Here is a 20722-nt window from a genome sequence, read left to right on the forward strand (position 1 = left end):
CTCGAGACCAAAAATTATTGAAGTACGAAGTAATCGTAGCGCATCGAAACAGTGACCTCGAACGGCTCGGCCTGTTCGATAACCGCCGCCCGGCGTTCGGCACTGGCGCGCCAGCCATGGGGTGTCATGGCCAACAGGTTCGCGCGATCCTGACCACTGACCAACGTCAGTTTGAACTCCAGGGTTTCGCTGTGCTGCAGCGCCATGCCTTCCGGCACCAGCGCCAAATGCTTGTCATCGGTGTACTCGCGCACTTCGTCGTACAGTCGCTCGCGCAATTCCATCAGATGGCCGCTGGTCGGCCCGACTTTCATCAAGCCGCCGCCGGGGCTGAGCAGGCGCTTGGCTTCTTCCCAGTCCAGCGGGCTGAAAACGCTGGCGAGAAACTGACAGCTGCCTGAGGCCAGCGGTACTCGGGCCATGCTGGCGATCAACCAGGTCAGGGCAGGGTTGCGTTTGCAGGCGCGTTTGACCGCTTCCCGGGAAATGTCCAGGGCGTAGCCATCGGCGTTGGGCAAGGCTTCAGCGATTTGCGCGGTGTAGTAACCCTCACCACAACCGATGTCCAGCCAGCGCTGGGGCGCGTACTGCGCCGCCAGTTCCGCCAGACGCTTGGCCACCGGCGCGTAATGGCCGGCGTTCAAGAAGTCGCGACGGGCTTCGACCATCGCCAGGTTATCCCCAGGGTCGCGGCTGTTTTTATGCTGCACCGGCAACAGGTTCAGGTAACCCTGCCGCGCACGGTCGAAACGATGCCCGGCGGGGCAAGCCACGCCGTTGTCCACCGTGTTCAGCGGTTCGCTGCAGATCGGACATGCGAGCATCAGGCGAGCAACTTGATCAGGGTCTGGTAGTAGATTTCGGTCAGCACGTCGAGATCGGCCGCCAGCACGCGCTCGTTGACCTGGTGGATCGTCGCGTTGACCGGGCCCAGTTCGACAACCTGAGTGCCCATGGTCGCGATGAAGCGCCCGTCGGAGGTACCACCGCTGGTGGAAGCTTGCGTTTCGCGACCGGTGATGTCCTTGATGCTTGCCGATACCGCGTCGAGCAGGGTGCCCGGTTCGGTGAGGAACGGCAGACCGGACAGCGCCCAGTCGATGTGCCAGTCCAGGCCATGCTTGTCGAGGATGTCGGCGACGCGCTTTTGCAGGCCTTCGACGGTGGACTCGGTGGAGAAGCGGAAGTTGAACACCGCCACCAGATCACCCGGGATCACGTTGGTCGCGCCAGTGCCGGAATTGACGTTGGAAATCTGGAAACTGGTCGGCGGGAAGAAATCGTTGCCATGGTCCCAGTGTTCGGCGGCGAGCTCGGCCAGCGCCGGGGCAGCGAGGTGGATCGGGTTCTTCGCCAGGTGCGGATAGGCCACGTGACCCTGCACGCCGCGCACGGTCAATTTGGCGCCGAGGGAGCCGCGACGGCCATTCTTGACCACGTCACCCACCAGGGTGGTGCTCGACGGTTCGCCGACGATGCACCAGTCCAGACGTTCCTTACGGGCGGCGAGGCGTTCGATCACAGCCTTGGTGCCGTGGTGCGCCGGGCCTTCTTCGTCGCTGGTGATCAGGAAAGCGACCTTGCCTTTGTGGTCCGGGTAATCGGCGACGAAGCGCTCGGCTGCCACGGTCATGGAGGCCAGGCTGCCTTTCATGTCGGCCGCGCCACGGCCGCAGAGCATGCCGTGCTCGTCGATCACCGCGTTGAACGGGTCGATCTGCCAGGCGGTTACCGGGCCGGTCGGGACCACGTCGGTGTGGCCGGCGAAGCACAGCACCGGACCTTCGTGTTTACCGTGAGTCGCCCAGAAGTTATCCACCTCTTCGATGCGCATCGGTTCCAGCTTGAACCCGGCATCGCCCAGGCGCTGCATCATCTGCTTCTGGCAATCGGCGTCGACCGGCGTCACGGACGGACGGCGGATCAGGTCGATGGCAAGTTGAAGGGTCGGCGAAAGGTCGGCGTGGGCCGTCATGGAAAGCTCCGAAAACTGTAAATGTGGGAGCGAGCTTGCTCGCGATGAGGTCGGTACATTCAACATTGATGCTGATTGTCAGACCGCTATCGCGAGCAGGCTCGCTCCCACAGGTATTGGGTCAGGCCATAAAGGCCAAGGCCTGCAAAATGGCGGTTATCTTAAAGCAAAACGGCGGCCATTGGCCGCCGTTTAGTGCATCTGTATTGATTTAGACAGCCGGTGCGGTCGTGGCTTCAGCCACCGGTTTGGGCAGCGACGACAGGAACGCCATGATCAGCGCCGCCAGGTACGGCAGCGACTGCACCAGCAACATGGTCACCCAGAAGCGCATGTCGTTGCTCGGCAGGCCCTGCACCAGGAAGATCCCCAGCGCCGCGCCCCACAACAACAGCATGATGAACACCTCTTCGCGCGCTTCCGAAATGGCTACCCAGAAGCCGTGGTTATCGGCATTTTTCGGGGTACGGAAGAACGGAATGCTGCTGGTGAAGAAACCGTACAACACCGCTTTGGCGATGGTGTGCGATAACGCCAGCCCTGCCAATGCTGCGCAGAACGCATCCTTGAGGTTGACCCCGACCGCACGGCGGTACAGGAAGATGATCTTGCCGACCTTGAACACAAACAGCGCCAACGGCGGGATCGCGAAAATCAACAACGGCGGATCGACCCGTTGCGGCACGATGATCATCGCTGCCGACCACAACAGCGCGCCGACGGTGAAGAAGATGTTCATGCCGTCCGCCACCCACGGCAACCAGCCCGCGAGGAAGTGGTAACGCTGGCCACGGGTCAGTTCGGTGTCCTTGCCGCGCAGCAGGCTGGCGGTGTGACGCTTGATGATCTGAATCGCTCCGTAGGCCCAGCGGAAACGCTGTTTCTTGAAGTCGATGAAGGTATCGGGCATCAGGCCTTTGCCGTAGCTGTCGTGGTAATACGCCGCCGACAGGCCTTTTTCGAACACGCGCAGACCCAACTCGGCGTCTTCACAGATGCACCAGTCGGCCCAGCCCAGTTCCTCGAGCACCGAGCGCCGGGTCATGGTCATGGTGCCGTGCTGGATGATCGCGTCACGGTCGTTGCGGGTGACCATGCCGATGTGGAAGAAGCCTTTGTATTCCGCGTAGCAGAGCTTCTTGAAGGTGCTTTCGTTCTGGTCGCGGTAATCCTGTGGCGATTGCACCACGGCGATTTTCGGATCCGCGAAATGCGGCACCATGTGCTTGAGCCAGTTCGGGTCGACGCAGTAGTCCGAGTCGATCACCGCAATCACTTCGGCATCCTTGGCGGTATGCGGAATCAGGTAGTTCAGCGCGCCACCCTTGAAACCGGCCAACGGTGCCACGTGGAAGAACTTGAAGCGCGGGCCGAGGGTTTCGCAATAATCGCGCACCGGTTCCCAGACCGCCGGGTCTTTGGTGTTGTTGTCGATGATCAGGACTTCGAAGTCCGGATAGTCGAGGTTGGCCAGGGCGTTGAGGGTCTGTTTGACCATCTCCGGCGGCTCGTTGTAGCAAGGTACGTGAATCGACACCTTCGGTCGGTAGTCCGAATCACCCACCACTGGCAGGAATTCACGCCGGCGTTTGTGGGTCCAGACTGCTTCGGCCAGTTCATGGGCCTCGGTCAGCAGAACGATAAACACCCCGAGTGCACCGAGGGCGAGCAGGAAGCCCACCGTCAGGCTGAACCAGGTGCTGTATTGCTGGCTGTAGTCATAACCGATCCACACCAGCACCGAACCGCACAGGAACGCGATAAAAGTCAGGAAGGTGCGGCCACGTTGACGCAGGGCGGAGCCGTCAATCATCAGCAGGGTCAGCGACAGCAGTGCCAGCACTACCGAGCCGATAGCCAGCACGCGCCATTGCGGGATCGCGACGACCGGGCCTTCGAAGTTGAATTTCTGCTGGCGTGCGGCGTTGAATACGCCCCAATACGCGCCCACCGAACCTTCGTCGCTGGCTTTCCACGGTTGGTCGAACGCTTCGATCACGAAGTAGTTGAAGCCTTGGCGGTTGAGCTTGTTGACCAGCGTGCGCAGGTAAATCGCCTGGTCCGCCGGCGACGCATCGGCGCCACCGCGCATGCGGCCGTTGCTCGGCCAGCCGACCTCGGAGAGCAGCAGCGGTTTTTTTGGGAACATCTTTTTCAGGTCACGGGCGCGGTCAAGAACGAACTGACCGGCCTTATCCACGGGAACGAACTCCCAGTAGGGCAGAACGTGAGCTGCGATCAGGTCAACGTGCTTGGCCAGGCTCGGGTTTTCTTCCCAGACGTGCCACTGTTCGGAGGTGGTGACCGGAACCTTTACGGCCGCGCGGACGCGATCCAGAATCAGGCTCAGCTCTGCTGCAGTGATTTCCTTACGAAAGATCGCCTCGTTACCGACAATCACGCGAACCACGCTGCGCGAGGTGTTGGCGATTTCGATGGCGCGGGTGATCTCGCGCTCGTTGCGCTCTTCATCCGGGCTGATCCAGATACCCAAGGTCACCCGCAGGCCGAATTCTTCCGCGAGTTTGGGAATGTTCTCCAGCGTGCCGTCGACCGAGTAGGTCCGAATGTTGTCCGTCAGCTTGCTCATGATCTCCAGGTCGCGACGCATTTCATCGTCGGTCGGGTACTGGGCTTTTTGCGGGTACTGGCCTTGTTGAAACGGCGAGTACGAAAAGCCGGAGATCTGTTCAGGCCAGTTGGGGGCGGTGACCGGGCGATTGACCAACGCCCAGAAACCGGTGAACAAGGCGGCGATTGCAAGAACCACGACCAGGTTGAGTCCAAATTTACGCGATGACATAGCTATTTCAGGTTCCAGGGGCTACTGAACGAAGGAACGGTCGGCGGCCGGCTGCCAAGGGGCGGGGCGCGCATCCTACACCGGGCGTTCACTGACCGTACAGCGGACAGGGAAATGCCGGACGTTGGGCAATCCAAGTCGACTTAAGTTCTTTGACCGGGGCGTTGTAGCCCAATTCCAATAAATTTGTAGGCAATTAAGGCAGTCAAGACCGCCGTTTATAGACCCAAAGATGCTCTTGGCCGCCGACGGCCCTATAATGCGCGCCGGTTTTTGGGGTAATGGTCATGAGTACAGAAGATCCGCGGTTTGCTGGCATCGCCCGCTTGTATGGCATCGAAGGCCTTGAGCGCTTGCGCGCGGCCCATGTGGCGATCGTCGGTGTCGGTGGCGTCGGTTCCTGGGCGGCGGAAGCTGTCGCCCGGTGTGGCGTGGGCGAGATTTCGCTGTTCGACCTGGATGACGTCTGCGTCAGCAACGTCAACCGTCAACTGCATGCGCTGGACAGCACCGTCGGCAAGCCCAAGGTCGAGGTGATGGCCGAGCGCCTGCGCGGGATCAACCCGGACTGCACGGTGCATGCGGTGGCGGACTTCGTCACCCGCGAAACCATGGCCGAGTACATCACGCCGAACATCGACTGCGTGATTGACTGCATCGACAGCGTCAACGCCAAAGCGGCGCTGATCGCCTGGTGCAAGCGACGCAAAATCCAGATCATCACCACCGGCGGCGCGGGCGGGCAGATCGACCCGACACTGATCCAGGTCTGCGACCTGAACCGCACGTTCAACGATCCGCTGGCGTCGAAAGTGCGCTCCACGTTGCGCCGCGACTATGGCTTCTCCCGCACCGTGACCCGCCACTACAGCGTCCCGTGCGTGTTTTCCACCGAGCAACTGCGCTACCCGAAACCCGATGGCAGCATTTGCTTGCAGAAGAGTTTTGTCGGTGATGGCGTGAAGCTCGACTGCGCCGGGGGCTTTGGCGCGGTGATGATGGTGACGGCAACATTCGGCATGGTCGCGGCGACCAAGACTGTGGATAAGATTGTGGCCGGGGTTCGGCGCCCGGCGGATCGGGTCAAGCCTCAAGCTGAAACGTAAATCCGCGTAGGAGCTGCCGAAGGCTGCGATCTTTTGATCTTTAGCGTGAAGATCAAAAGATCGCAGCCTTCGGCAGCTCCTACACGTCGCTCAGGCTCCGCATCCGCTGTAGCACGGCGTTGAGGCCATTACTGCGCGACGACGACAACTGCCGCGACAGCCCCAGCTGATTAAACCAATCCGCCAAATCCACCTGCTGCAACTCAACTGCGGACAAGCCGTTGACCCGCGCCAGCAGCAGCGCCACTAACCCGCGAATCAACCGTGCATCGCTGCTGGCGCTGAACTGCCAATGACCGTCCTGCAGCGCACCGACCAGCCACACCTGGCTCTCACAGCCATGCACGCGGTTGGCCTCGACTTTATCCACATCGCTCAACGGCGGCAGGCGGTCGCCCCATTGCATCAGCAACCGCGCCCGCTGTTCCCAACTCGCAGTCTTCTGAAACGTGTCCAGCGCCGTGACGGCATCGGCGGGCAAGATCATCGCAACAACTCCAGGGCCTGATCCAGCGCTTCAAAAAAGCGCTCGAGGTCTTCGGAATCGTTGTACAACGCCAACGACACCCGAATCGCCCCAGCCAGTTCAAAGCTTTTGAGCAACGGCATGGCGCAATGATGACCGGCGCGTACGGCGATTCCCTGTTCGGTCAGTAAATGCGCCAGATCAGAGTTATGCACACCCTCGACGACAAAACTGGCCAGCGCCAGTTGCGGCTTGCCCAGCAACCGGATGCCGTTGCGCGCCTCAAGGCCTTTGAGCAAATAGTCATGCAACGCGGCTTCGTGGGCGGACACGGCGTCCTGATCCAGCCCGGCCAGATAATCCAGGGTCGCCCCCAGGCCAATCACGCTGGAAATCGGTGGCGTACCCGCCTCGAACCCCAGCGGCGCAGGACGAAAGCGTGCGTCGTGGTAGTTGGCATCCAGCACCATTTCGCCGCCGAACTGCCACGGACGCAGTTGCTCAAGCGCTTCATGACGACCGAACATCGCACCCAGGCCATCCGGGCCGTAGAGCTTGTGGCTGGAAAACGCATAGAAGTCGCAGCCCAGCGCCTGCACGTCATGCCGACCATGCACCACGCCTTGAGCGCCGTCGACCACGGTCATTGCATTGTGTGCCTTGGCCATCGCCAGTAACGCGGGCAACGGCTGCCAGGCACCGAGCACGTTGGACAGCTGGCTGACCGCTAACAGGCGTGTACGCGGGCCGATCAGGCAAGCGGCGGCTTCAAGGTCAATCAAACCGTCGGCATCCAGCGGCAGGATCACCAGCTTCAAGTCGCGACGGTGGGCCAGTTGCTGCCACGGCAACAGGTTGGCGTGGTGCTCCAGAGCGCTGATGACAATTTCATCGCCCGGATTGAATACGTGTTCCAGGCCATAGGCCAGGAGGTTCAGCGCGGACGTCGCGCCGTGGGTAAAGATGATCTGTCCGCAATCGCCGGCATTGAGCCATTGCGCAACTTTGCTGCGGCTGTCCTCGAACGCCTGGGTGGCATGGGCGCCGGGCAAGTGTTGCGCCCGATGCACGTTAGCCGCGCCATTGGCGTAGTAATGCGCCAGGGCATCCAGCAGGGCTTGAGGTTTTTGCGTGGTGGCGGCGTTGTCCAGATAAGTCTGGTCTTGCCGTTGCAGGGCGGCGATGGCCGGGAAATCGGCGCGCCAGGGAGAAGGAATCATCATGTAATCGGGCCCTGGTGAACATGGGCGGGGTGTACGCCTGACCTGATGGTCGGGTCTACGCCGGACCTGTGTAGGAGCGAAGCTTGCCCGCGAAGGCGTCATCACTGGCGCCAAAAGCTTCGCGGGCAAGCCTCGCTCCTACAAGTTCAGGTGATCGTGTGACGCTCTGCTTAGTTGTGAGCGTGCAGCGCTTCGTTCAATTCGATGGCCGATTTGTGGGTTTTGCACTCCACGGCGCCGGTCTCCGAATTGCGACGGAACAGCAGGTCAGGTTGACCGGCCAGTTCACGCGCCTTCACGACTTTAACCAGTTTGTTGTTTTCGTCCAGCAGCGCCACTTTAGTACCAGCGGTCACGTACAGGCCCGACTCAACGGTGTTGCGATCGCCCAACGGGATACCGATACCAGCGTTGGCGCCGATCAGGCAGCCTTCGCCGACCTTGATCACGATGTTGCCGCCACCCGACAGGGTGCCCATGGTCGAGCAGCCGCCGCCCAGGTCCGAACCCTTGCCAACGAACACGCCCGCCGACACACGACCTTCGATCATGCCCGGGCCTTCGGTACCGGCGTTGAAGTTGACGAAGCCTTCGTGCATGACGGTGGTGCCTTCGCCCACGTAAGCGCCCAGACGAATACGCGCCGCGTCAGCGATACGCACGCCGGCCGGTACCACGTAGTCGGTCATTTTCGGGAACTTATCCACCGAGAACACTTCCAGCAGCTCGCCGCGCAGACGGGCTTCCAGTTGATGCTCGGCCAGTTCGGCCAGATCGATCGCGCCCTGGCTGGTCCAGGCCACGTTCGGCAGCAACGGGAAGATCCCGGCCAGGTTCAGGCCGTGGGGCTTGACCAGTCGATGGGACAGCAGGTGCAGCTTGAGGTAAGCCTCAGGCGTGGAGCTCAGCTGTGCATCTTCGGCCAGCAGCGTGGCGACCAGCGGCTTGTGGCTCTCGGCCAGACGGGTCAGCAGTGCCGCTTGTGCAGCGTCGACGCTTTTCAGCGCTTCGGCCAGTTGCGACGCCTGAGCGGTGCTGAAGGCGATGGCCTGATTGCCGTCGGTGTAGCCCAGAACCGGCGCAATGGCGGCGACCAGTTCGGCCGACGGGTTGAGCAGTGGCTGCGCGTAAAACACTTCCAGCCATGCGCCTTGACGGTTTTGAGTGCCGACACCAAAGGCCAGGCTGAACAGGGTAGTGGACATGTTGATACCTCTAACAAAATGGAACGGGCTGCCTTACTTGAGTGCGGCCGCGTAGATATCTGGCTTGAAGCCAATCAGGGTTCGGTCACCGAGATCGAGCACCGGGCGCTTGATCATCGAAGGTTGTGCGAGCATCAGTTCGATGGCTTTGCGCTGGTCGAGATCGGCTTTGCGTTCGTCGTCGAGCTTGCGAAAGGTCGTGCCTGCACGGTTCAACACCACTTGCCAGCCGTGCTCGTCGCACCATTGGCTCAGGTGTTCACGGTCGATTCCGACCGTTTTGTAATCATGGAAGTCATAGCTGACAGCGTGTTCATCGAGCCAGGTGCGCGCCTTTTTCATGGTGTCGCAGGCTTTGATGCCGAAAAGGTGCAACGTTTTGCTTGAAGCGGTCAAGGAATTGCCCCCTTTGCAGGTGCTGAAAATAAAAGGTGACGGATTATGCCATGACCGGACGGTTTCGCGTCGGCTGTGGTCGGGTTGTCTTTTTGACCTGGCTATCAGAGGTTCCATGCGATATGAGTGCGCCGGTCAGACTTCAGTCTAAACAGCCAATATGGCACTTCAAATGGAGGCAACGATTACTGGAGCGGCGATTGCGTTTGAAGGCGCTACGGTGTAGCGCCCGGGATTTGTGCAGGAGCGAGGCTTTGTTACTTGCGGCGCTGTATGAAATCGCGAATGCGCTCGGCCGCTTCCACGCATTCAGCCAGCGGCGCTACCAGCGCCATGCGTATGCGCCCGGCGCCCGGGTTGACGCCATCGACATCGCGGGACAGGTAGGAGCCCGGTACCACGGTCACGTGTTCCTGCTCGAACAGATCACGGCAGAATGCCGCGTCATCACCGTTCACATTCGGCCACAGGTAAAAACCACCGTCCGGACGCTGTACGTCCATCACTGGGCTGAGGATCTCCAGCACCGCATCGTATTTCTCGCGGTACAGCGCACGGTTGGCGCGTACATGCACTTCATCATTCCATGCGGCAACGCTGGCCAGTTGGGTCTGAACCGGCATCGCGCAGCCGTGATAGGTGCGATACAGCAGAAAGCCTTTGAGAATATCGGCATCACCAGCCACGAAGCCCGAACGCAGGCCCGGCAGGTTGGAACGCTTGGACAGGCTGTGGAACACCACGCAACGCTTGAAGTCCTTGCGGCCCAGTTCGACGCATGCGCTGAGCAGGCCTGGCGGTGGGGTTTGTTCGTTGAAATACAGCTCGCTGTAGCACTCGTCTGCGGCGATCACGAAGTCGTATTCGTCAGCCAGGGCGATCAGCTTCTTCAGGGTTTCGACCGGAATCAGTGCACCGGTCGGGTTACCCGGCGAGCACAGGAACAGGATCTGGCAGCGTTTCCAGATGTCCGGCGAAACAGCGTCGAAATCCGGGTTGAAGCCGTTTTCATCCAGGCACGGCAGGTAATGCGGCTTGGCCCCGGCGAGGAATGCCGCGCCTTCGTAGATTTGATAGAACGGGTTCGGGCTGACCACCAATGCGTCGTCACCACGGTTGACCACGGTCTGGGTGAACGCGAACAGCGCTTCGCGCGTGCCGTTGACCGGCAGCACATTGCGCGCCGGGTCGAGCCAGCCGTTCGGGACGCTGAAGCGGCGTTCGCACCAGGCGGCGATAGCTTCACGCAAGACAGGGATGCCGAGGGTGGTCGGATACACGGCCATCTGATCCAGATTGCTTGCCAAGGCTTCGGCGACAAAAGCTGGCGAGCGGTGTTTCGGCTCGCCGATGGACAGCGCGATGGCGCGCTTTTCCGGGTTTGGCGTGACGCTGCCGAGCAGGGCGCGGAGCTTTTCGAACGGGTAGGGCTGCAACTGGTTCAGAGCGTTGTTCATGAGGGCCTCGTTCAATGTGGGAGCGAGCCTGCTCGCGATAGCGATAGATCAGTCGCTGGCGATGTTGAATGGACTGACGCCATCGCGAGCAGGCTCGCTCCCACAGGGGGAAAGTTATTAATTCAGATACTGAGTCGTGACAGTTTGATATCGGGTTCCTGGCTGACGCTCAGCTGTTTGACGATGGCGTCCTGCAAGCGGCTGCACAGCAACGGGTCGGACAGCGGCTGATTGTTCGCGTCGGTGATGAAGAACACGTCTTCCACGCGCTCGCCCAGGGTGGCGATCTTGGCGTTCTGCAGCGACAAGTCGAATTCCAGGAAGATCGTGCCGATCCGCGCCAGCAGCCCCGGACGGTCGGGCGCGCTGAGCTCCAGCACGGTCACCGGACGCTGAGCATCGTTGTGGATTGTGACCTGTGGCGCAAACGCAAAATGCTTGAGCTGTCGCGGCACCCGACGCTGGATGATGGTCGGGTAATTGTCCGGGTTGCGCAGGGCTTCGGTCAGGCCTTCGCGGATCTGCTTGACCCGCGCCGGGTTATCACCGATCGAGTCGCCATCGGTGTCGAGCACGATATAGGTATCGAGGGTGAACTGGCTGCTGGAGGTGATGACCCGGGCATCGTGAATGTTCAGGTTGAGCTGGTCCATCGCCGCCACGGTCACGGCGAAGAAGTCGTGCTGATCCGGTGCATAGATGAAGATCTGCGTGCCGCCCTCGAACTCGCGCTGGGTGGTTTCCTTGATCAGCACCAGCGGGCCGCCGTCGGCCGGCTGCTGCAGAATCGCGTCAGTGTGCCAGGCCACGTCGCCGGCGGTGTGACGCAGGAAGTAGTCATCGCCCAATTGCGCCCAGAGCTGCTCGACATCGTCCGGATCGTTGCCGCCGCGTACGAGAATGTCCAGTGCTGCGCTCTGGGTCTGGCGGATCTGCTCTTCGCGATCCACCGGGTTTTCCAGACCACGACGCAAGGCGCGCTTGGTCTCGGTGTAGAGCTGGCGCAACAGGCTCGCGCGCCAGGAGTTCCACAGCGTCGGGTTGGTTGCGTTGATGTCGGCAACGGTCAGCACGTACAGATAATCGAGGCGGGTTTCATCGCCGACGGTCTGCGCGAAGTCGTGGATCACATGCGGGTCGGACAGGTCTTTGCGCTGGGCCGTGGTCGACATCATCAAATGGTTCTGCACCAGCCATACGATCAGACGGCTGTCCCAGATCGGCAACTGGTGGCGCTGGCAAAAAGCTTCGGCGTCCACGGCGCCGATTTCCGAGTGATCGCCATGCCGGCCCTTGCCGATGTCGTGATAAAGACCGGCCAGGTAAATCAGTTCGGGTTTGGGCAGTTTGGCCATGAGCTTGCTGGCCAACGGGAATTTTTCCGACACCTGGGTGTACTGCAGCTTACGCAGGTGCTTGATCAGGTTCAGGGTGTGCGCATCGACCGTATAGATATGAAACAGGTCATGCTGCATCTGCCCGACAATGAAGCCGAACTCCGGCAGATAGCGCCCAAGGATGCCGTAACGGTTCATCCGCCGCAGATTGCGGTGGATGCCGATTTTGCACTTGAACAGCTCGATGAACAGGCTGGTATTACGAATATCGTTGCGGAAGTCGTCATCGATCAGATGACGATTCTCGCGCAGCAGACGGATGGTATCGGCGCGTACACCTTTGATTTCCGGTTGCTGAGCCATCAGCACAAAGATCTCGAGCATGGCGAATGGCGTACGGCGGAACACGTTGTCGCTACGCGCCTCGATGTAGCCGTCGTGCAGCTGGAACCGCGAGTTGATCGGCTGTGGTGGTGCTTCGTCTTCGGGGGCCAGGATCACTTCTTCAAAGTGCTGGATGATCAGGTCGCTGAGCTGGGCAATGCTCATGACTACCCGATAATACTGCTGCATGAAGTTTTCGATGGCTTGCTTGGCGTCGTTGCCTTCGAACCCCAATAGCCCGGCGATGGAACGCTGGTGGTCGAACAACAGGCGGTCTTCGGAGCGGCCGGCGAGCATGTGCAGGGCATAACGTACCTTCCACAGAAACTCCTGGGACGAGGCCAGCAGGGCGTTTTCGCTCTCCACCAGGAAACCTTCGCCCGCCAAGGCCCGCAGGTTCAGGGTGCCGTATTCGCGACGGGCCACCCAGAGAATCGTCTGAATATCCCGAAGGCCACCGGGCGAGCCTTTGACGTTGGGTTCCAGGTTGTATTCGGTGTCGTTGTACTTGTGATGACGGGCTTTCTGCTCGGCGCGTTTGGCCAGGAAGAATTCCTTGCTGGGCCACATGTGCGCGGTGCTGGTGACGTCCAGCATGCGCTGGCGCAGGCGTTCGGGGCCGCAAATGGTGCGGCTTTCCATCAGATTGGTGACGACCGTCAGGTCAGCACGGGCCTCGACGGCGCATTCGTCCACCGAACGAACGCTCTGGCCGACTTCCAGGCCGATGTCCCACAGCAACGTCAGAAAACGTTCGATGGAATCCCGAAAAATTTCGTGATCGGCGCTGTCCAGCAAAATCAGCAGATCGATGTCGGAATAGGGGTGTAGCTCGCCGCGACCGTAGCCGCCGACTGCCACCAGGGCGATATCGGCGTCTTCGCTCCAGTTAAACTGTTCCCAGGCTTGTTGCAGGATGTTGTCGACAAACCAGGCGCGATCCTCGATCAGCCGGCGGATGTCCCGGCCACTGCGGAACCGCTCGTCGAGCACCTCGCGGGCCTGACGGATCGCCTTCTTGAAAGCAGCAATAGGGCTTGCCTTCAGGGCCAGTTCAGCCTGGAACTGGCCGCGGTCGAAGAGTTCGGGATCCACCTGCGGCATCGATTGGCTTTCCTTTCTATAAGGCTGGGAACGGAGCGGGCGGGATCAGGCCGAAACGCGCGCGATGGTATCGTCGCTGCGCAGGGTGAAGATCTCGTAACCGGTTTCGGTCACCAGCAGGGTGTGCTCCCATTGAGCCGACAGCTTGCGGTCCTTGGTGATGGCGGTCCAGCCGTCGCCCAACACCTTGGTGTCGGCCTTGCCCTGGTTGATCATCGGCTCGATGGTGAAGGTCATGCCGGCTTTCAGTTCCATACCGGTGCCGGCGCGGCCGTAGTGCAGGATCTGCGGTTCTTCGTGAAACACCTTGCCGATGCCATGACCGCAAAACTCGCGAACCACCGAGAAGCCGTTCTTTTCGGCGTGCTTCTGGATCACTTCACCGATATCGCCCAGGCGGCAGCCGGGTTTGACCAGTTCGATGGCCTTGTACATGCATTCCTGAGTCACTTGGGACAGACGTTCGGCCCAGACCGGCACGGTACCGACGTGGAACATGCGGCTGGTGTCGCCGTGGTAACCGTCCTTGATCACGGTGACGTCGATGTTCAGCGTGTCGCCATCCTTCAACGGTTTCTCGTTCGGAATGCCATGGCAGACCACATGGTTGATCGAGGTGCAGATCGACTTCGGGAAGCCCTTGTAGTTGAGCGGGGCAGGGATGGCTTTCTGCTCATTGACGATGTAGTCGTGGCAGATGCGGTCCAGTTCTTCGGTGGTGACACCCGGTTTGACATAATCGGCAATCATTTCCAGCACATCGGCGGCCAATTTGCCGGCGATCCGCATTTTTGCGATGTCCTCTGGGGTTTTGAGGGTGACGGTCATACAGGCTCTCTCTGCGCTCAATGGCGCCTTCTAAAACGAAATGGGCATTGCGTGAGCGATCTTCGCAGCCCTGAAAAACGCGATTCTACCAGACGATCAGCGCAAATCTGAGCCTCTGTGCATCGCTTCTCTCTATAGGATGGCGCATTCTGGGGAGATTCCAAGGCAGGGGCCAAAAGCATTCCTCAGGTTTTCAGAATCCGGGTTCCGTTTTTTTCTGCCTTGTGATATAAAATGCGCCGCTTTCCGGGGATACCCTGGGAAGCTTAAATCCACACACGTGTCGACACGATGACCTGGGTGCCCTCAGCTGATGCTGCTGGTTGGTCATTGGGATACGTGGAGGCCAAACCCGACTTATTAAGGAACTATCATGTCCCAAGTCAACATGCGCGATATGCTGAAGGCCGGTGTGCACTTCGGTCACCAGACCCGTTACTGGAACCCGAAAATGGGTAAGTACATTTTCGGCGCGCGTAACAAGATCCACATTATCAACCTTGAAAAAACCCTGCCAATGTTCAACGAAGCTCTGACTTTCGTAGAGCGTCTGGCCCAGGGCAAAAACAAGATCCTGTTCGTCGGCACCAAGCGTTCCGCTGGCAAGATCGTTGCTGAAGAAGCAGCACGTTGCGGTTCGCCGTACGTCGATCACCGCTGGTTGGGCGGCATGCTGACCAACTTCAAAACCATCCGTGCTTCCATCAAGCGTCTGCGTGACCTTGAAGTACAAGCCGAAGACGGTACTTTCGCCAAGCTGACCAAGAAAGAAGCGCTGATGCGCACTCGCGATCTTGAGAAGCTGGATCGTTCCCTGGGTGGTATCAAGGACATGGGCGGTCTGCCAGACGCTCTGTTCGTTATCGACGTTGATCACGAGCGCATCGCGATCACCGAAGCCAACAAGCTGGGTATCCCGGTTATCGGCGTAGTCGATACCAACAGCAGCCCGGAAGGCGTTGACTACATCATCCCAGGCAACGATGACGCAATCCGCGCTATCCAGCTGTACATGGGTTCGATGGCTGATGCTGTAATCCGTGGTCGCAACCACGTTGCTGGCGGTACCGAGCAGTTTGTTGAAGAAGCTCCGGCAGCTGCAGCTGAGTAATTGACGCCCTGGCGTTGACTCAGTAAGCAAAAAGGGGGCTTGGCCCCCTTTTTGCCACCTCGAAAACCATTTGTGAGCAGCGCAGCTACAGCATCTGTAACGTGCAGCGGCTAACAAGGGTGGTTCGGGAAGAATTGAACGCCCGTTCGATCGGGTGGAATGGTTGAAAACCTATCCAAGAGGAATTTGAAAATGGCAGAGATTACTGCAGCGTTGGTCAAAGAACTGCGCGAGCGTACTGGCGAAGGCATGATGGACTGCAAAAAGGCCTTGACCAAGGCCGGCGGCGACATCGAAAAAGCCATTGATGACATGCGTGCTTCGGGCGCCATCAAGGCTGCCAAGAAAGCTGGCAACGTAGCTGCTGAAGGCGCTATCGCTCTGAAGGAAGACGGCAAATCCGCCGTTCTGCTGGAAGTGAACTCGCAGACCGACTTCCTGGCTCTGCAGGACGATTTCAAGGCATTTGTTACCGCAAGCGTTGAAAAAGCGTTCGCTGACAAGCTGACTGAAGCTGCTCCGTTGATCGAAGCTCAAGAAGCTGATCGCCTGGTACTGGTCGGCAAGGTTGGCGAAAACGTCAACATCCGTCGTCTGGCGCGCGTTGAAGGTGACGTAGTTGGTGGTTACCTGCACGGCAACAAGATCGGTGTTGCAGTTGTCCTGAAAGGCGGCACTGTTGAATTGGCCAAGGACATCGCTATGCACGTAGCGGCGACCAACCCTGAATTCCTGCTGCCGTCGGAAGTTTCCGCTGAAGCGATTGAGCGTGAGAAGGGCGTGTTCCTGACTCTCAACGCTGACAAGATCGCCGGCAAGCCGGAAAACATCGTTGAAAACATGGTCAAAGGCCGTATCAGCAAGTTCCTGGCCGAAGCCAGCCTGGTTGAGCAGGCGTTCGTCAAGAACCCTGAAATCAAAGTCGGCGAGCTGGCCAAGAAAGCCGGTGCTGAAATCGTTTCCTTCACCTACTTCAAAGTAGGCGAAGGCATCGAGAAGCCGGTCGACAACTTCGCTGAAGAAGTTGCTGCCCAACTGGCTGCTGCCAAGCAATAAGACGGTTTTTTAACTGTCGCCCTGAAGAGGCTGCCCGCTCACGCGCGCAGCCTCTTTTCAGATGGGGATGCCAATTTATTTGGCTTCTCGTCGGAACTGGCTTACAAAGCCGTGTTCCGATGGCGCTGTGATAGCGTCAAGCTAGAGTGAACGCAGGCTGCAAACAGCCCGCAAAGAATTTTTTAAAATACGCCGCAGGAGAGATTCGCAATGGCTCAGCAGGGCAGTGGTTATCAGGCTCGCTATAAACGCATTCTACTCAAGCTTAGCGGCGAGGCCCTGATGGGCTCGGAAGAGTTCGGGATCGATCCGAAAGTTCTGGATCGCATGGCGCTGGAAGTTGGCCAACTGGTCGGCATCGGTGTCCAGGTTGGTCTGGTGATCGGCGGGGGTAACCTGTTTCGCGGCGCGGCGCTCAGCGCGGCCGGCATGGATCGGGTCACTGGCGACCACATGGGCATGCTGGCCACTGTGATGAACGCCCTGGCGATGCGTGATGCACTGGAACGTGCCAATATCTCGGCCATCGTGATGTCGGCCATTTCCATGGTTGGCGTGACCGATCACTATGATCGCCGCAAAGCCATGCGCCACCTGAATGCCAAGGAAGTCGTGATTTTTGCGGCTGGTACCGGTAATCCGTTCTTCACCACGGATTCGGCAGCTTGCTTGCGTGCAATCGAAATCGACGCTGACGTCGTGCTCAAGGCAACCAAGGTCGATGGCGTTTACACGGCTGATCCATTCAAAGACCCGCATGCCGAGAAGTTCGATCATCTGACTTATGATGAAGTACTGGATCGCAAGCTGGGCGTGATGGATCTGACGGCTATTTGCCTGTGCCGCGACCACAAGATGCCGTTGCGCGTATTTAACATGAACAAGCCCGGCGCCCTGCTGAACATCGTACATGGCGGCGCTGAAGGGACTCTGATCGAGGAAGGCCAACAATGATCAACGAAATCAAGAAAGACGCTCAAGAGCGCATGAAAAAATCCGTCGAGTCGCTGGCGCACAACTTCGGCCGTATTCGTACGGGCCAGGCGCACCCAAGCATTCTGGAAGGCGTGATGGTGCCGTACTACGGTTCCGACACGCCGATCAAGCAAGTGGCGAACATCACTGTGAAAGACGCCCGTACCCTGCAAGTGGTTGCCTTTGAGCGCAACATGCTGGGTGCCGTCGACAAGGCCATCGGTAGCGCGGGTCTGAACCTCAATCCGACCAACCTGGGTGAGTTGCTGCTGATCTCCATGCCGGCCCTGACCGAAGAAACCCGTAAGGGCTTCACCAAGCAGGCTCGCGATGTCGCTGAAGATGCCCGTGTTGCGGTGCGCAACATCCGTCGTGATGCGAACAGCCAACTCAAGGATCTGGTCAAGGAAAAGGAAATCAGCGAAGACGAAGAGCGTCGCGCTACTGGCGAAATTGATGATCTGACCAAAAAGTACGTGGCTGAAATTGACGCGAATTTGGCGCAGAAAGAAAAAGACCTGATGGCCGTATAAGGGTCACGTTTTAATGGATAAGACAAAGCAGACTGCGCCGTCCGCGGTGCCGCGCCATGTCGCGATCATCATGGATGGTAATAATCGCTGGGCGAAAAAACGCTTTATGCCGGGTGTCGCCGGGCATAAAGCGGGCGTGGATGCGGTGCGTGCGGTGATCGAAGTGTGTGCCGAGGCCGGGGTCGAAGTATTGACCCTGTTCGCGTTCTCCAGCGAGAACTGGCAGCGCCCGGCCGATGAAGTCAGTGCCTTGATGGATCTGTTCTTCAAGGCATTGCGTCGCGAGGCCAAGCGCCTCAACGACAACAACATCAGTTTGCGCATCATTGGTGATCGCTCGCGTTTTCATCCGGAGCTTCAGGCCGCCATGCGCGAAGCCGAGGCGATGACTGTCGGTGCCAACCGCTTTGTCCTGCAGATCGCTGCCAACTACGGCGGTCAGTGGGATATCGCGCAAGCCGCGCAGCGTCTGGCCCGAGAAGTTCAAGCCGGGCATCTGCGTCCGGAGGACATTACCCCCGAGCTGTTGCAAACCTGTCTGGCGACCGGTGATCTGCCGTTGCCAGACTTGTGCATCCGTACCGGTGGCGAGCATCGCATCAGCAATTTCCTGCTGTGGCAGCTGGCTTACGCCGAGTTGTACTTCTCCGACCTGTTCTGGCCGGACTTCAAACACGACGCCATGCGCAATGCGCTAGCCGATTTCGCTTCTCGCCAGCGTCGCTTCGGTAAAACGAGCGAGCAGGTCGAGGCTGGAGCCCGGGTTTAATGCTTAAACAACGAATCGTCACGGCACTGATTCTGCTGCCGATTGCCCTGGGCGGGTTTTTCCTGCTCGAAGGGTCCGGTTTTGCGCTGTTCATTGGGCTGGTGGTGACGCTTGGGGCGTGGGAGTGGGCGCGGTTGGCAGGTTTCGCTGCTCAGTCGATTCGCCTTGCCTATGCCGCTGTGGTTGCGTTGATGCTGTTTTTCATGCACATCCTGCCGGGGCTCGCGCCTTGGGTGTTGGGTGCCGCGGTGCTCTGGTGGGGCATGGCCACGTACCTGGTATTGACCTATCCACAGTCCAGTCAACATTGGGCCAGTGCTGCCTGCAAGCTGGTGATCGGTTTGTTGATTCTGTTGCCGGCGTGGCAGGGGCTGGTCCTGATCAAGCAGCAGCCCTTGGGTAACTGGCTGATCATGGCAGTGATGGTGCTGGTCTGGGGGGCCGATATCGGTGCGTACTTTTCCGGTCGGGCCTTCGGCAAACGCAAGCTGGCGCCGCAGGTCAGCCCCGGCAAGAGCTGGGAAGGCGTGTACGGCGGCTTGCTGGTGAGCCTGGTGATTACCGCAATCGTCGGTTTTGTGCGGGACTGGAGTTTCGCTCAGATGCTGATGGGGCTGTTCGGTGCCGCAATAATCGTGTTCATTTCGGTGGTGGGCGACCTCACCGAAAGCATGTTCAAGCGCCAGTCGGGGATCAAGGACAGCAGTAATCTGCTGCCTGGCCACGGCGGCGTGCTGGACCGAATCGATAGCCTGACGGCGGCGATTCCGGTATTCGCCGTGCTGCTGTGGATGGCCGCACCGTGAGCCGCCCACAACAGATTACTGTGCTGGGAGCGACCGGTTCGATTGGTCTGAGTACCCTCGACGTCATCGCCCGTCATCCCGAGCGTTATCAGGTTTTCGCCTTGAGCGGATTCACTCGTTTGAGTGAATTGCTGGCGCTGTGTGTGCGTCATTCGCCGCGCTTTGCCGTCGTGCCGGAATCTGGCGCTGCCCGACGCTTGCAGGACGATTTGCGCGCGGCCGGTCTGTCGACCCGGGTTCTGGTAGGGGAGGAGGGCTTGTGTCGGGTCGCCTCCGATCCGCAAGTCGATGCGGTAATGGCGGCTATTGTCGGTGCGGCGGGCTTGCGTCCGACCCTGGCGGCGGTCGAAGCCGGCAAGAAGATTCTTCTGGCCAATAAAGAAGCGCTGGTGATGTCCGGTGCGCTGTTTATGCAGGCCGTGCGCAAAAGCGGTTCAGTGCTGCTGCCGATCGACAGCGAACACAACGCGATTTTCCAGTGCATGCCACAGGATTTCGCTCGTGGACTTGGCGCGGTCGGGGTGCGTCGGATTTTACTGACAGCCTCTGGTGGCCCATTCCGGCAGACGCCCATGGCCGAGCTGGCACATGTTTCCCCCGAGCAAGCGTGTGCCCATCCGAATTGGTCCATGGGGCGCAAGATTTCGGTGGATTCGGCCAGCATGATGAACAAAGGGCTCGAGCTGATCGAAGCCTGCTGGCTGTTCGATGCCACGCCGTCCCAGGTCGAAGTGGTGATTCACCCGCAGAGCGTGATTCATTCGCTGGTCGACTACATCGATGGTTCAGTATTGGCGCAGTTGGGCAATCCGGACATGCGCACGCCGATTGCCAATGCCCTGGCCTGGCCAGAGCGAATCGACTCGGGTGTTGCGCCGCTGGACCTGTTTGCCATCGCTCGCCTGGATTTCCAGGCGCCCGATGAGGAACGTTTTCCGTGCCTGCGCCTTGCGCGTCAAGCCGCCGAAGCGGGCAACAGCGCGCCGGCCATGCTCAATGCCGCGAATGAAGTGGCTGTGGCGGCCTTTCTCGACGGACGGGTTCGCTACCTGGAAATCGCGAGTATTATCGAGGAAGCGTTGAACCTCGAGCCTGTGGTTGCAGTAGATGATCTCGAGGCAGTGTTTACGGCTGATGCGAAAGCACGGGTACTGGCCGGGCAATGGTTGAGCCGTCACGGGCGATAAG

General features: G+C 59.5%; 18 protein-coding genes. 8 read left to right on the plus strand and 10 right to left on the minus strand.

The features are described 5' to 3' along the window. Positions 1–14: 14 nt before the first annotated feature. From ACZ89R_RS23715 to ACZ89R_RS23725, 3 genes are all read right to left on the minus strand, one after another. Complete coding sequence (locus ACZ89R_RS23715; RefSeq protein WP_218398453.1) at positions 15–824, minus strand: putative RNA methyltransferase; 810 nt, start codon at positions 822–824, stop codon at positions 15–17. Further along, positions 824–1975 carry a succinyl-diaminopimelate desuccinylase gene (gene dapE / locus ACZ89R_RS23720; RefSeq protein WP_429544406.1) on the minus strand — a complete coding sequence of 384 codons (1152 nt, stop codon included), beginning with the start codon at positions 1973–1975 and terminating at the stop codon, positions 824–826. The genes ACZ89R_RS23715 and dapE overlap by 1 nt, the downstream gene beginning before the upstream one ends. A 211-nt stretch (positions 1976–2186) precedes the next feature. Further along, the gene (locus tag ACZ89R_RS23725) at positions 2187–4778 is read right to left on the minus strand and encodes a glycosyltransferase (protein ID WP_008070347.1); all 2592 of its coding nucleotides are present in this window, start codon (positions 4776–4778) and stop codon (positions 2187–2189) included. Positions 4779–5059: 281 nt separating this feature from the next. On the opposite strand from ACZ89R_RS23725, the gene tcdA reads away from it, so the two are divergent. Further along, positions 5060–5884, plus strand: a complete 825-nt coding sequence (tcdA, locus tag ACZ89R_RS23730) for a tRNA cyclic N6-threonylcarbamoyladenosine(37) synthase TcdA (RefSeq protein ID WP_429544405.1) — start codon at positions 5060–5062, stop codon at positions 5882–5884. A gap of 79 nt (positions 5885–5963) precedes the next feature. Here tcdA and ACZ89R_RS23735 read toward each other — a convergent pair whose 3' ends face one another. The 7 genes from ACZ89R_RS23735 to map all read right to left on the minus strand — a co-directional run bounded on the left by ACZ89R_RS23735 (position 5964) and on the right by map (position 14284). After that, positions 5964–6371 carry a SufE family protein gene (locus ACZ89R_RS23735; RefSeq protein ID WP_429544404.1) on the minus strand — a complete coding sequence of 136 codons (408 nt, stop codon included), beginning with the start codon at positions 6369–6371 and terminating at the stop codon, positions 5964–5966. Beyond that, positions 6368–7573, minus strand: a complete 1206-nt coding sequence (locus tag ACZ89R_RS23740) for an aminotransferase class V-fold PLP-dependent enzyme (RefSeq protein ID WP_429544403.1) — start codon at positions 7571–7573, stop codon at positions 6368–6370. Before ACZ89R_RS23740 ends, ACZ89R_RS23735 begins: the two co-directional genes overlap by 4 nt. A gap of 170 nt (positions 7574–7743) precedes the next feature. After that, the gene (gene dapD, locus ACZ89R_RS23745; RefSeq protein WP_008070343.1) at positions 7744–8778 is read right to left on the minus strand and encodes a 2,3,4,5-tetrahydropyridine-2,6-dicarboxylate N-succinyltransferase; all 1035 of its coding nucleotides are present in this window, start codon (positions 8776–8778) and stop codon (positions 7744–7746) included. A gap of 33 nt (positions 8779–8811) precedes the next feature. After that, a complete protein-coding gene (locus tag ACZ89R_RS23750; RefSeq protein WP_007907995.1) occupies positions 8812–9174 on the minus strand; it encodes an ArsC family reductase in 363 nt (120 codons plus the stop codon). Between the two features lie 257 nt (positions 9175–9431). Continuing rightward, positions 9432–10631, minus strand: coding sequence for a succinyldiaminopimelate transaminase (gene dapC, locus ACZ89R_RS23755; RefSeq protein ID WP_429544402.1), 1200 nt, complete (start codon positions 10629–10631; stop codon positions 9432–9434). A 122-nt stretch (positions 10632–10753) separates the two neighbouring features. After that, entirely contained in the window at positions 10754–13456 is a 2703-nt protein-coding gene (locus ACZ89R_RS23760) for a [protein-PII] uridylyltransferase (RefSeq protein WP_429544401.1), read from the minus strand. A gap of 45 nt (positions 13457–13501) precedes the next feature. Continuing rightward, positions 13502–14284, minus strand: a complete 783-nt coding sequence (gene map / locus ACZ89R_RS23765) for a type I methionyl aminopeptidase (protein WP_095631674.1) — start codon at positions 14282–14284, stop codon at positions 13502–13504. A gap of 373 nt (positions 14285–14657) precedes the next feature. Here map and rpsB point away from each other — a divergent pair, with 373 nt between their 5' ends. The 7 genes from rpsB to ispC all read left to right on the plus strand — a co-directional run bounded on the left by rpsB (position 14658) and on the right by ispC (position 20721). Further along, complete coding sequence (gene rpsB / locus ACZ89R_RS23770; protein ID WP_007907989.1) at positions 14658–15395, plus strand: 30S ribosomal protein S2; 738 nt, start codon at positions 14658–14660, stop codon at positions 15393–15395. 192 nt (positions 15396–15587) lie between these two features. Continuing rightward, entirely contained in the window at positions 15588–16451 is an 864-nt protein-coding gene (gene tsf, locus ACZ89R_RS23775; RefSeq protein ID WP_429544400.1) for a translation elongation factor Ts, read from the plus strand. Between the two features lie 210 nt (positions 16452–16661). Continuing rightward, a complete protein-coding gene (pyrH, locus tag ACZ89R_RS23780; RefSeq protein WP_003172271.1) occupies positions 16662–17405 on the plus strand; it encodes a UMP kinase in 744 nt (247 codons plus the stop codon). Further along, positions 17402–17959 carry a ribosome recycling factor gene (gene frr / locus ACZ89R_RS23785; protein ID WP_007907979.1) on the plus strand — a complete coding sequence of 186 codons (558 nt, stop codon included), beginning with the start codon at positions 17402–17404 and terminating at the stop codon, positions 17957–17959. Before pyrH ends, frr begins: the two co-directional genes overlap by 4 nt. Before the next feature lie 13 nt (positions 17960–17972). Continuing rightward, positions 17973–18728 carry a polyprenyl diphosphate synthase gene (gene uppS, locus ACZ89R_RS23790; RefSeq protein ID WP_007907977.1) on the plus strand — a complete coding sequence of 252 codons (756 nt, stop codon included), beginning with the start codon at positions 17973–17975 and terminating at the stop codon, positions 18726–18728. Beyond that, positions 18728–19534: a phosphatidate cytidylyltransferase gene (locus ACZ89R_RS23795; protein ID WP_429544399.1), complete on the plus strand. Its 807-nt coding sequence runs from the start codon at positions 18728–18730 to the stop codon at positions 19532–19534. Before uppS ends, ACZ89R_RS23795 begins: the two co-directional genes overlap by 1 nt. Next, positions 19531–20721: a 1-deoxy-D-xylulose-5-phosphate reductoisomerase gene (gene ispC, locus ACZ89R_RS23800; protein ID WP_429544398.1), complete on the plus strand. Its 1191-nt coding sequence runs from the start codon at positions 19531–19533 to the stop codon at positions 20719–20721. The genes ACZ89R_RS23795 and ispC overlap by 4 nt, the downstream gene beginning before the upstream one ends. Position 20722: the final 1 nt, after the last annotated feature.

It is taken from the genome of Pseudomonas sp. TE3728 (genome assembly GCF_056279145.1).